Consider the following 12,807-nt stretch of genomic DNA (forward strand, 5'->3'; position numbering starts at 1 on the left):
CGGATACCGATGGCAGGTGGCCGATAAAAGGGACCTGACCGACGATACGGACCGGCATGGCAGATGAAATAAAACGCGGGATGTCCGATCTTCTTTGCTTTGGCGTAACAATCGTCGATTATGTTGCCGATCGTAACGCAATCGAACTGACACATACTTTACTCGATTTTCAACAATATGATTTATGCGCCATTGATTATCGCCGGGATTTTAGTAAGGCTGACTTACGAAAAGGCGAAGCATGGGCACTAAACGCGAAAAAGACTCATTGGCATTTTTACTGAACAGCGGCGCACGCCTGCTGAACAGTGCGTTTGAGCGCCGAATTTCTGAAGCCGGACTGGGCCTGACGCCCGGCGAAGCGCGCGCATTGCTGACGGTTGCCGTCGTTGATGGCAGCAAGCAGTCGGATATCGCCGCCCGGCTCGGCATCGAACCGATGACGATCTGCGCCTATCTCGACAAGCTGCAATCTCTCGATCTCATCGAACGCCAGCAGGACCCGCAGGACAGGCGCTCCAAGCGCATCGTGCTGACAAAAAACTCCGCCGAGATGCTGGAAGCCGTGCGCCAGGAAATCGATGAACTCGTGCGGCACGCCACACAGGGCCTGAACGAAGAGGAGGTCGCGCTTTTCCGCAGCTTCCTGCAGACGCTTCGCAACAATCTCCAGCCGGAACAGCCGGGCCAGAGCTGCTGATCGCAATGTCGCCAGAAACGATCATGTCCAGAAAGCGCACGGCCATGCTCGGTGCGTTGCTGACGGCGCTGGCGCCGATTTCCATGGCCATCTACACACCGGCCATGCCGGAACTGACGCGGGTTTTCGCCACGACAGAGTCCGCCATAAAACTCAGCCTCTCGCTTTATTTTGCGGGTTTCGCGATCGCGCAACTGCTCGCCGGCCCAGCCTCCGACGCCTTCGGGCGGCGCAAGGCAAGCCTCGTTTTCCTGTCCATCTTTCTGGGCGGCGGATTGCTTGCCATTTTCGCACCGACAATCGAAGTGCTGCTCTTTGCCCGGCTTATCCAGGGCATCGGGGCCTCCGTCGGGATGACAGTGGCGCGCGCCGTGGTGCGCGACCAGTTCACCGGCGCCGATGCTTCCAGCATCATGAACCTCATCGGTATCATGCTGGCCGTTGGCCCCGCCATGGGCCCGACAATCGGCGGGCTTTCACTTGCGGCTTTTGGCTGGCAATCGGTATTTTTCCTCATGGCCGGCCTCGGGGCTCTGGCCATCTTCTCCGTCGTGGTTTTTCTGCGCGAGACGACGATCCCGGACAAGAGCCTGATCCGCCCACGTCGCCTTTTGTCGGCCTATCAGACCTTGCTGAGCGCGCCGCGCTTTCTTCTGGCCGCACTGGTGCTTGGCGGGTCCATCGGCGCGCTTTATGCGCAGGCCACCATGCTGACCTTCATCCTCATCAACGAGGTCGGCATGACACCCACCGCTTTCGGTGTTGGCATGCTGATGCAGACTGGTGCTTATTTCTTCGGCTCCATTGCCCTGCGTTACATCGCACCGCGGCTGGGTGACCGTCGTTCGGTCGTCCTCGGCCTCTGTTTTTCGGCGACAGGCGGCCTTCTCATTCTGCTGTCAGTGTTCCTGATACCGCCATCCTTTCTCTCGATCATGGGACCCGTGGCGGTCGCGACGGTCGGCATCGCTTTGCTGACGCCATCCATGGTAACGGCAGCCCTTGCCCCTTTTCCGCATATTGCCGGCTCGGCATCAGCAATGATGGGCTTCATTCAGATGGGATCTGGTTTTGCGGGCGGTACTGCAGCCTCGCTTATCGGTTCACCACTCACCGGCTTCGGCATCATCATTCCGGTGATGGAGTTCACGGCCGTTGCCAGCTATATCGGCTTCCGCATCGTTTCCAGAAGAGAGACATAAAAAAACCCGCCGGCGTCACCGCCCGCGGGTTTCATTATTTCCATTCCAGCAGAATTATTTGCTGAGGTTACGCTTGGCCAGTGTGCGCAGGCGCAGCGCATTGAGCTTGATGAAGCCCGCTGCATCCTTCTGATCGTAAGCGCCGTGGTCGTCCTCGAAGGTCACCAGCGCGTCGGAATAAAGCGACTTGGCGCTCTCGCGACCGGTTACCATGACATTGCCCTTGTAGAGCTTCAGCGTCACTTCACCTTCGACATGTTCCTGGCTCTTGTCGATCAGTGCCTGCAGCATTTCGCGCTCTGGCGAGAACCAGAAGCCGTAATAGATAAGCTCGGCGTAACGCGGCATCAGCTCGTCCTTGAGGTGGGCTGCACCCCGGTCAAGCGTGATGGATTCGATGGCGCGATGCGCGGCAAGCAGGATGGTGCCGCCGGGCGTCTCGTAAACGCCGCGCGACTTCATGCCGACGAAGCGGTTCTCAACCAGATCGAGACGACCGATGCCGTTTTCGCGGCCATAGTTGTTCAGTGTCGCAAGAAGCGTCGCCGGCGACATTTCGACGCCGTTGATGGAGCAGGCATCGCCCTTGCGGAAACCGACCTTGATGACGGTTGCCTTATCGGGCGCGGCTTCCGGAGAAATGGTGCGCATATGCACATATTCCGGTGCTTCCTGCGCCGGGTCTTCCAGAACCTTGCCCTCGGAAGAGGAGTGCAGCAGGTTGGCGTCGACCGAGAAAGGCGCCTCGCCCTTCTTGTCCTTGGCAACCGGAATCTGGTGCTGTTCGGCGAAGTTCAGGAGGTCGGTACGGCTCTTGAACGTCCAGTCGCGCCAGGGAGCGATGATCTTGATATCCGGGTTCAGCGCATAGGCCGAAAGCTCGAAACGGACCTGGTCGTTGCCCTTGCCGGTGGCGCCATGGGCAATGGCGTCGGCGCCGGTCTTCTTGGCGATTTCGATCAGGTGCTTGGAAATCAGCGGACGGGCAATGGAGGTGCCGAGCAGATAGACGCCTTCATAAACGGCGTTGGCGCGGAACATCGGGAACACGAAATCACGCACGAACTCTTCGCGGACGTCCTCGATGAAGATTTCCTTGATGCCCAGCATCTCGGCCTTCTTGCGCGCCGGCTCAAGTTCTTCGCCCTGGCCGAGATCGGCGGTGAAGGTCACGACCTCCGCGCCGAGTTCCGTCTGAAGCCATTTCAGGATGATCGAGGTGTCGAGACCGCCGGAATAGGCGAGAACGACTTTCTTAACGTCTTTCGGAAGTGCCATAGTGATGTCCATCTGCATGATGACGGCATTGGGACACCGCCATTTCCTTGGGATTTCGGCACTTTTACAGTGCAACCCGAAATGTGTGAAGCGCTTTTCCGTGAGATAAGCGACAAAACAATTGATGGGCGGGTACGATAGCGGGCGATGACCGGGCGCATCGATGGGAACGAAGCAATTGTCACATGCATTATGAAAATTCGCGCTTTATCATAAGCGGCGCGATCGACTTGAAGACCGTGAATGAAGCCACTCAGGTTCAGGCAACGTTGCAAACCGCTGGAAACAGCCGAAACGACGCGAAGGAGAAACCTATGACGACCATCCACCCCGCATTCAAGGAAGATAATGTCGCTGTCATCACCGGTGCGGCATCCGGCATCGGACTTGCCGCCGCCCGCAAATTCGCCGGTTTCGGCATGAGTGTCGTGCTCGTCGATCTCGACGGCGACAGGCTTGCCGCAGCCCATGCGGATATTCTGGCCGTCGCCAAGGACGGCGAAGCGCAGATCGTCGCCATCCCGACCGACATATCCAAACTCGATGAACTGGAGGCGCTGGAGCGCGCCGTGATCCAGCGTTTCGGACGCGTTCACGTTCTGATGAACAATGCCGGCATCCAGCCCGGCAGCGCCATTTTCGGCCCGCAGGCCAATTGGGACAAAATCATCAACGTCAATCTGATGGGCGTCGTGAACGGCAGCCGTGTTTTCGGCCAGGGCATGATCGCCCATGGCGAGCCGGCGCTCATCATCAATACCGGCTCGAAACAGGGCATCACCACACCTCCCGGCGATCCCGCCTACAACGTCTCGAAGTCAGGCGTCAAAACCTTCACGGAAGCGCTTCAGCACGAATTGCGCAATATTCCGAACGGCTCGGTTTCCGCCCATCTGCTGATCCCCGGTTACGTTTTCACCGGCCTCACCGCCCATGGCAGAACGGAAAAGCCGGAAGGCGCATGGACCGGCGAACAGACCGTCGACTTCATGGTCGAAAGTATCGGCCGGGGTGATTTCTACATTCTCTGCCCTGATGGCGAGGTGGACCGCCGGACGGATGAAAAGCGCATTCTCTGGGCGGCCTATGACATCGTCCAGAACCGCCCGCCGCTGTCGCGCTGGCACACGGAATATTCCGCCGCCTTCACCAGCTTCCTGAAAAACTGAATGTTCCGGGCCGCCGCGATGGACCGTTGCGGCGGCTTTTCGCGCCGATGCATTGGCGCTCAAAAACATTGGCAGAAGCGCGAAATCGCGTTAAGCACGGCAACCTCCAGATTTTACGGGTGCCGCGATGGATTTCGTTCCAGGCCTGCCAACATTGATCGCCTTCACCATCGCCATTCTGCTTCTGGCGGTGACGCCGGGGCCTGACATGACGCTGTGGATCAGCCGCTCGCTGCGCGAGGGCCGGACGGCGGGTTTCATGACGCTACTGGGAACCAATATCGGCATTACCGTGCACACGATGCTCGTCGCCTTCGGCGTCGCCGCCCTCATCGTCGCTTCGCCGACCGCTTTCATGATCCTGAAGACCGGCGGGGCCGCCTATCTCGTCTGGCTCGCCATTCAGGCGATCCGCAAGGGCTCGGATTTCGTGATGGTGAAAAGCACAGGCGAAAAAGCGCAGTCCTCCCTGAAATCGGCGCTGTTGAACGGCATCTGGGTGAACCTGCTGAACCCGAAGATCATCATCTTTTTCATGACCTTCCTGCCGCAATTCGTCAGCGCATCCGACCCGCATGTAACCGGCAAGCTGATCTTCCTCGGCATCTGGTCGATCATCGTAGCGCTGCCGATCGGCATCGGCATCGTGATCGCCGCAGATGTTCTTTCAGCCTGGCTGCAACGCAACCGGAAAGTTCTGCGCGGACTGGATTATACGATCGCCGGCGTCTTTTCGCTTTTCGCCGTCAAGATTTTCTTCACGCAGGCGCGCTGACGGCAAACAAAAAAGGCGCCTTACGGCGCCTTTTTACAATCAACCGATCAGCAACTCATCATCGTCGAGCTTCTGGCCGCGTATCTTGCGGAACATGTCGATCAGGTCCTCGACCTCGAGATCCTTGCGGCTATCGCCGGAGACGTCAAGCACGATCTCACCGGCATGCAGCATGATCGTGCGGGTGCCATAATCCAGCGCCTGACGCATGGAATGGGTGACCATCAGCGTCGTCAGCTTGCGCTCCGACACGACCTTGCGGGTCAGTTCCATCACGAATTCGGCCATGCCGGGATCGAGAGCAGCCGTATGTTCATCGAGCAGCAGCACATCCGAGCCGGACAGCGTCGCCATGACGAGCGAGACCGCCTGCCTCTGACCGCCGGACAGAAGGTCCATGCGGTCCTTCAGACGATTTTCCAGCCCGAGATTGAGCGAAGCGATACGCTCCTTGAAAAAATCCCGACGGCCGCGCCCAAGCGCCGGCAGAAGGCCGCGACGCTCGCCGCGCGACGCCGCCAGCGCCAGATTTTCCTCGATGGTGAGCGCGCCGCAGCTGCCCGCCAGCGGGTCCTGAAACACGCGCGCCACCCGTCCCGCCCGGCTGGCGGTCGGCTTGCGGGTAACGTCGGCACCGCCGATCATCACCTTGCCCGCCGTCGGCAGGACATCGCCCGCCAGAACGCCGAGCAGCGTCGATTTGCCGGCACCATTGGAGCCGATGACGGTGACGAAGGAGCCATCCTCAATGGTGAGGTCGATCTTGGAGAGCGCCTGCTTCTGCAGCGGCGTGCCGCGCCCGAAGACAACCTGGATATCAGAAAGGGAAATCACGATGTTGCTCCCCCGCGGCGCAGTCGGGGCAGGATCAATGCGATGGCCACCAATACCGCCGTTACGAAATTGAGATCAGACGCCTTGAGGCCCAGCACATCGCTCGACAGGGCAAGCTGGATGGCGAGACGATAGGCGATGGAGCCGAAAACGCAGCCGATCAGCGCGATCAGAATGCCGCGCGCGCCGAACAGCGTTTCGCCGATGATGACGGCGGCAAGGCCAACGACGATGGTGCCGACCCCGGAGGTCACATCTGCAAAGCCGTTGGTCTGCGCAAACAGCGCGCCGCCGAGAGCGACCAGCGCATTCGAAAGCGCCATGCCGAGGTAGATCTGGTTGCCCGTCTTCACGCCCTGCGCCCGCGCCATCCGGGCATTGGCGCCTGTCGCGCGCATGGCAAGGCCCGCATCGCTTTCAAGGAAACGCCAGACGAGGATGACCGCGATCACCACCAGCGCGCCGACGAAAAGCGGCCGCACCAGATATTCCGACAGGCCGAGGCCATAAAACGGCGAGATCATCGTATCCTGATTGAGCAGCGCCACATTCGGCTTTCCCATCACGCGCAGATTGACGGAAAACAGCGCGATCATCGTCAGGATCGAGGCAAGCAGGTTGAGAATCTTGAAACGAACGTTGAGCGTCGCGGTCACGATGCCGGCGGCGGCGCCGGCCACCATCGCAACCGCCGTCGCGACCCAGGCATTCAGACCGGCGATGATCAGCACGGCAGCGACAGCAGCGCCGAGCGGAAACGAACCGTCCACGGTCAGGTCAGGAAAATCAAGCACCCGGAAAGCGAGATAAACGCCGATCGCCACGAAAGCGAAGACCAGTCCCAGCTCCACGGCACCCCAGAAGGCGATTTGGCTCACGGTAATGTCCTTGTTATTGCCGCCATCAGGCGGAGACGGGCACCGTCTCGTGCCACGTAAAACGGGCGGCGAATTTGCCGCCGCCCGTTATTCAGTTTGGTTTCGGTTCAGTCGATGACCTTGGTGGCGCGCTTGGTGATGCTTTCCGGGAAGGTGACGCCAGCTTTTTCGGCGGCCTTCTTGTTGATCACCAGATCAGTGCCGACAGCAACGGTTGCCGGAATATCGCCCGGCTTTTCACCCTTGAGGATGCGGACGACGACGGCGCCGGTCTGCTTGCCCACGTCGAAATAGTTGAAGCCGAGGGCAGCAACCGCACCGCGGGCGACGGAATCCGTATCGGCGGCGTAAAGCGGGATCTTGGCTTCGGATGCAACGCCGGCAGCCGCTTCGAAAGCGGAAACGATGGTGTTGTCGGTCGGAACGTAGATCACATCGGCCTTGCCGACCAGCGCGCGGGTTGCGCCCTGCACTTCTGCGGACTTGGTGGCGACGGATTCAACAACCTTGAGACCCGCCTTCTCGGCTTCGGCCTTCAAGAGGGCCAGCGTCGAAACGGAGTTGGCCTCGGCCGAATTGTAGATGAAACCGATGGACTTGGCGTTCGGGGAGATTTCCTTGATGAGCGCCAGATGTTCACCAACCGGCAGCATGTCGGAAAGGCCGGTCACGTTGCGGCCGGGCTTTTGCATGTCCTTGACGAGCTGTGCGCCGACCGGATCGGAAACCGCCGTGAAGACGACCGGAATGTCGCGCGTTGCGGCAACGACGGCCTGCGCGGACGGCGTCGAGATCGGCACGATGACGTTCGGTGCATCGCCCACGAACTGGCGCGCGATCTGCGCCGCGGTGCCGGGATTGCCCTGCGCGGACTCATAAAGGAACTTGAGGTTCTCGCCTTCCTTGTAACCGGCTTCGGCAAGCGCGGCCTTGACACCATCACGGGCGGCATCAAGCGCCGGATGTTCGACGATGGCGGTGACGGCAACGGTGACGTTTTCAGCCTTGGCCGGCAGAACGAGGGCGCTCGCGGCAGCGAGAGCCAGAATGAATGCGCGCATGGATATCCTCCTGTTGGTTCCCTGTTTTCGTCTTCTTAGGAACAAGACAGCCCGAAATCAATCGGAGAACCGCTGCAAAACAAGCTTTCAGGCGGCAATTGCGGCTTATTCAGTCATCTGCGCCATGGTTGGCGATCATCATCGCCTCGAAAGCCAACCTTTCGGTCTTGCGCATGCGCTCCGATTCCGACTTCAGCTGGCCGCAGGCGGCGAGAATATCGCGGCCGCGCGGCGTGCGGATCGGCGAGGCATAACCCGCCTGATTGATGAAATCGGCGAACTTCTCGATCTGTGCCCAGTCCGAGCATTGATAGTTCGTGCCCGGCCATGGGTTGAACGGAATGAGGTTGATCTTGGCCGGAACGCCCTTCAAAAGCTGCACCAGCATCTTGGCGTCTTCCAGACTGTCATTCACATCCTTCAGCATCACATATTCGAAGGTGATGCGGCGGGCATTGGAGAGGCCCGGATATTTGCGGCAGGCCTCGATCAGTTCCTTCAGCGGATATTTCTTGTTGATCGGCACCAACATGTCGCGCAGCTCGTCACGCACCGCATGCAGCGAAATCGCCAGCATGACGCCGATCTCATCGCCGGTGCGGAAGATTTCCGGCACAACACCCGAGGTGGAGAGCGTGACACGACGCTTGGAGAGCGAGAGGCCATCGCCATCGGTAGCAATCAGAAGCGCGGTCTTCACATGCTCGAAATTATAGAGCGGCTCGCCCATGCCCATCATCACGATGTTGGAAACCTTGCGGCCTTCACTCGGCACATAAGCGCCAACCGGCGTCGAACCATCGGGAAAATCGCCGAGCCGATCACGAGCCAGCAGAAGCTGGGAGAGGATTTCCTCAGCCGTCAGGTTGCGCACGAGGCGCTGGGTGCCGGTGTGACAGAAGGAACAGGTCAGCGAACAGCCCACCTGGCTCGAAATGCACAGCGTGCCGCGACCCTCTTCGGGAATATAAACCGTCTCGATTTCGACCGGACGTCCCGCACCGCGCGGCGGGAACCGCATCAGCCATTTGCGGGTACCGTCATTGGAAATCTGCTCCTCGACGATTTCCGGGCGAGCGATGGTGAAGGCCGCCTTCAGCTTCTCGCGAAGCTCCTTGGCGACATTGGTCATATTGTCGAAATCGGAGACGCCGCGCACATAAAGCCAGTTCCACAACTGGCTGACGCGCATCTTCACCTGCTTCTGCGGCACGCCGATCTCGGCCAGCGCCTCGCCCATGTCCTCACGCGTCAGGCCGATCAGCGACGGCTTGCCGGACATCAGATCGCTATTGGCGATCAGCGGGGTTTTGACTGCCAGACCGGCAGGGGCTTGCATTACGGACATCACGCTATCCCACCATTCCATGCATCGCACGACCAGCCGTTCGGATAGGCGGAAAATCGTCTGCATGTCGAGAAAATCAAAGGCGGAGCACTTTTCGCGCATCCGCCTGTCAATGTTGCCGCGCCTTTAGCATCAAACAAGCAAAAACGCAAATGGCCGGTCAATGACCGGCCATCGTTGAATGCGATAAAGCGTCAGGGTTACTTGCAGCTCTCGATCTGCTTGAGAGCCGCCGAAATACCCGACAGCGAATAGGAATAGGAGGTCGCGGTGCCACGGCCGGAAACTGCCTTGACGGTCATCGACTTGCCGCCCTTCATGGCGGCAACGAGTGCCGGTTCTTCGGCAGCGTTTTCAACCCAGGCGGCCTTGTCCTTGGTGAACATGACGAAGTTCTTGTTGTCGATCGTCACATTGACCTTGGAGCCCTGCTTCAGCGGATAACCCACCATGGCCTGCGGCTCATAGGAAATGTTCTGGCCCGGACGCTGCGAGACGATGAAGAAGATATCGCCGTGATCGACGCTTGCCGGTTCCTTGGCGGTCGGAATGGAAAGAACGTAGCAGACGGTGCTGTTGCCCGATTTGTACGAATAGGCACCCCATGCATTGAACTGCTGGATGCGCGTGGGCGACTGTGCAGATGCTATGCCGACGCTGGTCAGCAAAATGGCCGCTGCGGTTGCTACACTTCTTACAAACATAGAATTTCCTGCCGGGTTATTGTCTTCCATTGGCCCGAAGCATCGGCGAGCCCAGTTTCTGGATCGGCCACGTTCAGGTGCGGATCGTCTTTTCTCATTGTGGTCGGGAAGCGGTTACCAAACCGTCAACAACACGCATAAAATGCCGGAAACGTCTTGCGGTGTTACAGATTGGCGACTCCCGACGCCCTGAGGAGAAGGGCGCGAAACACCCTTCCTCCGTGTGTATGACACATAAATTCAGGCAAGAATTTGTCGCCCGTCGGGCTCACCCGAACAGGCAGATCACAGAGGCGTTACCCGGCTTCCTGCTGCCGTTTCAGCATGGCGTCAGCCGCCTCGTAATGCTCCATCTTGATGTGGGCGCGGATCATGGCCAGCGCCGCCGTGATGACGGCAATATCGTCGGTGAATCCGATAACGGCCAGCACATCCGGCACGGCATCCATCGGCATGATGAAATAGGCGAGCGCCGCCAGAATGATACCCTTGGCGCGCAGCGGCGTATCGCGGTCGATCGCGCAATAATAGGCAGCCGCGGCATCGCGTGCGAAAGGCACCTTCGACATCACACGCTTCAGCTTGGGCCAGAATTTCGCCCGCACCACAGTCTCACGCTCCTGCTGCCTGTCAGTTTCACCCGGCAGAAGAATTTCACCGATTTTCACATCATCCATGATCGACGGTCCTCCGGTCACGGCTATTATATGGGATTTAAGGTCCGCCGTTCAATTGCTTCGGCCCGCAGCCGCCTTCTGCATGGCCTCGGCCAGAAGAAAATCCCGCTCCGTCACACCCTGCGAATCATGGGTGGTAAGGCAGACCTTGACCCGCGAATAGACATTGGACCATTCGGGATGGTGATTGAGCCTTTCCGCGACAAGTGCGGATTCGGCCATGAAACCGAAGGCTTCCGCAAAACTTGAAAACTTGAAGGAACGGACGATCGCCGCCCCGTCCTCGCGCAGGGACCAGCCCTCGAGTTTCGACAGGGCCTGCCGGATGGCGTCCGGTTCGAGTCTGGGATATTTCATGAACTTGCCTCCGCTTGAGACCCATTAACGCTTCAACGACCGGATCGACGCATATTCCATGAAACATACAGCTATTCTTTTTGTCTGCATGGGCAATATCTGCCGTTCACCGCTGGCCGAAGGGGTTTTAAGACACCTTGCCGACGGCGCGGCCATGTCTGATCGGCTTACCATCGATTCCGCCGGCACCGGCGGCTGGCACGCGGGTGACGCACCCGATCCGCGATCCATCGCCATGGCGCGACGGCATGGCGTCGATATTTCCCGGCAGCGGGCGAGACAGGTCACCCCTGCGGATTTCGAGACCTTCGACCTGATACTTACCATGGACGAAAACAATCTGGCGAACCTGCTGCAATCGAGCCCGGAAAGGCAGCGGCACAAGATCCATCTCTTCATGGACTATGCCACTGGCCGCCGCGAGAACGTCCCCGATCCCTATTACGGGGCCGAGGACGGGTTCCTCAAGGTCTACAACATGCTCTTGGCGGGATGCAGATCGTTGCTCGAAAAGATGGAGCTGGACCGCGCCTCGTGAAGCGGAAACGCCTCTTCAACGATATAGGGTCCGCCGCCCACCGATTCCTTCGACGACATCAGCACGAAACGGCCGACCGTGAAGGGCGAGGTGCGGAAGTTGCCGCGTCCGGAAAGATACTGCACCACATCGTCCACGCGGGAGGAGCGCAACCGCGCCAGCGTGACATGCGGCATGAACTTGCGCGGATCGGGCGGGAGACCGATCCTCTGGCAGATCCGCTCGATTTCCGCCTGAAGCGCATGCATTTCCGGCGAGGGAGAAACCCCGGCCCAGATGGAATGCGGCTTCTTGGAACCGAAGGACCCCATACCGGTGAGACTGAGCTGGAATTCCGGCCTTTCGATCCGATCCAGCCTGTCAACGACCTCATCGGCGGTCCGCCCGTCGATGTCACCGATAAAACGCAGGGTTATGTGATAATTCTCCACATCGATCCACCGGGCTCCCGGCAGACCACCGCGCAACAATGAGAGGCTCATAGCCGCATTGCGCGGAATTTCGAGGGCGGTAAACAGTCTCGGCATGGCGAGCTCCCCGAATCTCTTGGCAGAACAAGCATAGCGAATCACGCAATGCAGACGGGCGCAAGTGCTTATTTTTTTTGCGCACCGATTGTCTTGATGAAGCTTTCAACAGCCGGCAAAGATTTCTCCACCATCATTGCCACACCTTTCGTATTGGGGTGCATCTTGTCATCCAGCTTCAGCGCATCGTCCGTCACCACGCCATCCAGAAAGAAGGGATAAAGCGGCAGGTTGTATTTTCCGGCGAGCTTCGGAAAGATCGGATTAAAGCGCCTGGCATAATCATCGCCCATATTCGGCGGCGCCATAATGCCGACCAGCAACACGGCTATGTTGCGCTTTTGAAAACCGGAAATGATGGTATCGAGGTTCTTTTCGGTCTGTTCGGGGGGGATTCCGCGCAGCGCATCATTGGCGCCGAGTTCCAGGAAGACCCCGTCCGTACCATCGGGAACCGACCACTCCGCCCGCGCCAGACCGCCGGAAGAGGTATCGCCGGACACACCGGCATTGGCGATGGCGACGTTAACGCCCTTGCCCTTTAATGCAGCCTCAAGCTGTGCGGTGTAGCTGTCGTTGGGGGGGAGCTGGTAACCGGCCATCAGGCTGTCTCCGAGTCCGACCAGCTGCAATGTCCGCTCCTGAGCCATGACAACAGTTGCAGAAAAGGCAGCGGCAAAAATGACGATGAAGTGAAACAGGGCAGCTTTAAATCTCATCACGGCTTTCCTAACTTGGTTCCCATTGTCTGAAATACCG

At 59.1% G+C, this 12,807-nt stretch carries 16 protein-coding genes; 6 read left to right on the forward strand and 10 right to left on the reverse strand.

Annotated features, from left to right (window positions below):
- Window positions 1-56 precede the first annotated feature (56 nt).
- Genes ACQZ5G_RS18400 through ACQZ5G_RS18410 form a run of 3 tightly spaced genes read left to right on the forward strand, consistent with a single transcriptional unit; the run spans window position 57 to window position 1,902 of the window.
- Window positions 57-284 (forward strand): hypothetical protein, encoded by a 228-nt coding sequence (locus ACQZ5G_RS18400; RefSeq protein ID WP_174036562.1) that lies wholly within the window; start codon window positions 57-59, stop codon window positions 282-284.
- Window positions 242-700 (forward strand): MarR family winged helix-turn-helix transcriptional regulator, encoded by a 459-nt coding sequence (locus ACQZ5G_RS18405; RefSeq protein WP_448737965.1) that lies wholly within the window; start codon window positions 242-244, stop codon window positions 698-700. The genes ACQZ5G_RS18400 and ACQZ5G_RS18405 overlap by 43 nt, the downstream gene beginning before the upstream one ends.
- A 5-nt stretch (window positions 701-705) precedes the next feature.
- Window positions 706-1,902 carry a multidrug effflux MFS transporter gene (locus ACQZ5G_RS18410; protein WP_026372519.1) on the forward strand — a complete coding sequence of 399 codons (1,197 nt, stop codon included), beginning with the start codon at window positions 706-708 and terminating at the stop codon, window positions 1,900-1,902.
- 54 nt (window positions 1,903-1,956) lie between these two features.
- Here ACQZ5G_RS18410 and ACQZ5G_RS18415 read toward each other — a convergent pair whose 3' ends face one another.
- The gene (locus tag ACQZ5G_RS18415; RefSeq protein WP_269346887.1) at window positions 1,957-3,180 is read right to left on the reverse strand and encodes an argininosuccinate synthase; all 1,224 of its coding nucleotides are present in this window, start codon (window positions 3,178-3,180) and stop codon (window positions 1,957-1,959) included.
- A 314-nt stretch (window positions 3,181-3,494) separates the two neighbouring features.
- Here ACQZ5G_RS18415 and ACQZ5G_RS18420 point away from each other — a divergent pair, with 314 nt between their 5' ends.
- Window positions 3,495-4,349, forward strand: coding sequence for an SDR family NAD(P)-dependent oxidoreductase (locus ACQZ5G_RS18420; RefSeq protein ID WP_448737966.1), 855 nt, complete (start codon window positions 3,495-3,497; stop codon window positions 4,347-4,349).
- A 127-nt stretch (window positions 4,350-4,476) separates the two neighbouring features.
- Window positions 4,477-5,124 (forward strand): LysE family translocator, encoded by a 648-nt coding sequence (locus ACQZ5G_RS18425; protein WP_448737967.1) that lies wholly within the window; start codon window positions 4,477-4,479, stop codon window positions 5,122-5,124.
- Window positions 5,125-5,163: 39 nt separating this feature from the next.
- Here the strand turns inward: ACQZ5G_RS18425 and ACQZ5G_RS18430 are convergent, their stop codons facing one another.
- The 7 genes from ACQZ5G_RS18430 to ACQZ5G_RS18460 form a co-directional block, all read right to left on the reverse strand.
- Complete coding sequence (locus ACQZ5G_RS18430; protein ID WP_003523190.1) at window positions 5,164-5,958, reverse strand: ABC transporter ATP-binding protein; 795 nt, start codon at window positions 5,956-5,958, stop codon at window positions 5,164-5,166.
- Window positions 5,955-6,836, reverse strand: a complete 882-nt coding sequence (locus ACQZ5G_RS18435; RefSeq protein WP_003523188.1) for an ABC transporter permease — start codon at window positions 6,834-6,836, stop codon at window positions 5,955-5,957. The genes ACQZ5G_RS18430 and ACQZ5G_RS18435 overlap by 4 nt, the downstream gene beginning before the upstream one ends.
- A gap of 107 nt (window positions 6,837-6,943) precedes the next feature.
- On the reverse strand, window positions 6,944-7,897 hold the full coding sequence (locus tag ACQZ5G_RS18440) for an ABC transporter substrate-binding protein (protein ID WP_003523186.1): 954 nt from the start codon (window positions 7,895-7,897) through the stop codon (window positions 6,944-6,946).
- Between the two features lie 109 nt (window positions 7,898-8,006).
- Window positions 8,007-9,179 carry a 23S rRNA (adenine(2503)-C(2))-methyltransferase RlmN gene (rlmN, locus tag ACQZ5G_RS18445; RefSeq protein WP_078052458.1) on the reverse strand — a complete coding sequence of 391 codons (1,173 nt, stop codon included), beginning with the start codon at window positions 9,177-9,179 and terminating at the stop codon, window positions 8,007-8,009.
- 266 nt (window positions 9,180-9,445) lie between these two features.
- The gene (locus ACQZ5G_RS18450) at window positions 9,446-9,949 is read right to left on the reverse strand and encodes an invasion associated locus B family protein (RefSeq protein WP_448737968.1); all 504 of its coding nucleotides are present in this window, start codon (window positions 9,947-9,949) and stop codon (window positions 9,446-9,448) included.
- 296 nt (window positions 9,950-10,245) lie between these two features.
- Window positions 10,246-10,626, reverse strand: coding sequence for a YkvA family protein (locus tag ACQZ5G_RS18455; RefSeq protein WP_003523181.1), 381 nt, complete (start codon window positions 10,624-10,626; stop codon window positions 10,246-10,248).
- Window positions 10,627-10,677: 51 nt separating this feature from the next.
- Window positions 10,678-10,983 carry a 4a-hydroxytetrahydrobiopterin dehydratase gene (locus ACQZ5G_RS18460; protein WP_003505045.1) on the reverse strand — a complete coding sequence of 102 codons (306 nt, stop codon included), beginning with the start codon at window positions 10,981-10,983 and terminating at the stop codon, window positions 10,678-10,680.
- A 58-nt stretch (window positions 10,984-11,041) separates the two neighbouring features.
- Here ACQZ5G_RS18460 and ACQZ5G_RS18465 point away from each other — a divergent pair, with 58 nt between their 5' ends.
- Window positions 11,042-11,521, forward strand: a complete 480-nt coding sequence (locus ACQZ5G_RS18465) for a low molecular weight protein-tyrosine-phosphatase (RefSeq protein ID WP_448737969.1) — start codon at window positions 11,042-11,044, stop codon at window positions 11,519-11,521.
- On the opposite strand, the gene thpR is transcribed toward ACQZ5G_RS18465, so the two are convergent.
- Window positions 11,455-12,048, reverse strand: coding sequence for an RNA 2',3'-cyclic phosphodiesterase (gene thpR, locus ACQZ5G_RS18470; protein ID WP_003523177.1), 594 nt, complete (start codon window positions 12,046-12,048; stop codon window positions 11,455-11,457). The two genes, ACQZ5G_RS18465 and thpR, sit on opposite strands and share 67 nt — an antisense overlap.
- 68 nt (window positions 12,049-12,116) lie before the next feature.
- Window positions 12,117-12,767: an arylesterase gene (locus ACQZ5G_RS18475; protein ID WP_448738076.1), complete on the reverse strand. Its 651-nt coding sequence runs from the start codon at window positions 12,765-12,767 to the stop codon at window positions 12,117-12,119.
- Window positions 12,768-12,807: the final 40 nt, after the last annotated feature.

The sequence above is a fragment of the Agrobacterium sp. 22-214-1 genome, from assembly GCF_053522465.1.

Coding starts and splice junctions, on each gene's coding strand:
- ACQZ5G_RS18400 (WP_174036562.1), top strand. CDS start 57: ATGGCAGATGAAATAAAACGCGGGATGTCCGATCTTCTTTGCTTTGGC.
- ACQZ5G_RS18405 (WP_448737965.1), top strand. CDS start 242: ATGGGCACTAAACGCGAAAAAGACTCATTGGCATTTTTACTGAACAGC.
- ACQZ5G_RS18410 (WP_026372519.1), top strand. CDS start 706: ATGTCGCCAGAAACGATCATGTCCAGAAAGCGCACGGCCATGCTCGGT.
- ACQZ5G_RS18415 (WP_269346887.1), bottom strand. CDS start 3,180: ATGGCACTTCCGAAAGACGTTAAGAAAGTCGTTCTCGCCTATTCCGGC.
- ACQZ5G_RS18420 (WP_448737966.1), top strand. CDS start 3,495: ATGACGACCATCCACCCCGCATTCAAGGAAGATAATGTCGCTGTCATC.
- ACQZ5G_RS18425 (WP_448737967.1), top strand. CDS start 4,477: ATGGATTTCGTTCCAGGCCTGCCAACATTGATCGCCTTCACCATCGCC.
- ACQZ5G_RS18440 (WP_003523186.1), bottom strand. CDS start 7,897: ATGCGCGCATTCATTCTGGCTCTCGCTGCCGCGAGCGCCCTCGTTCTG.
- rlmN (WP_078052458.1), bottom strand. CDS start 9,179: ATGTCCGGCAAGCCGTCGCTGATCGGCCTGACGCGTGAGGACATGGGC.
- ACQZ5G_RS18450 (WP_448737968.1), bottom strand. CDS start 9,949: ATGTTTGTAAGAAGTGTAGCAACCGCAGCGGCCATTTTGCTGACCAGC.
- ACQZ5G_RS18455 (WP_003523181.1), bottom strand. CDS start 10,626: ATGGATGATGTGAAAATCGGTGAAATTCTTCTGCCGGGTGAAACTGAC.
- ACQZ5G_RS18460 (WP_003505045.1), bottom strand. CDS start 10,983: ATGAAATATCCCAGACTCGAACCGGACGCCATCCGGCAGGCCCTGTCG.
- ACQZ5G_RS18465 (WP_448737969.1), top strand. CDS start 11,042: ATGAAACATACAGCTATTCTTTTTGTCTGCATGGGCAATATCTGCCGT.
- thpR (WP_003523177.1), bottom strand. CDS start 12,048: ATGCCGAGACTGTTTACCGCCCTCGAAATTCCGCGCAATGCGGCTATG.
- ACQZ5G_RS18475 (WP_448738076.1), bottom strand. CDS start 12,767: ATGAGATTTAAAGCTGCCCTGTTTCACTTCATCGTCATTTTTGCCGCT.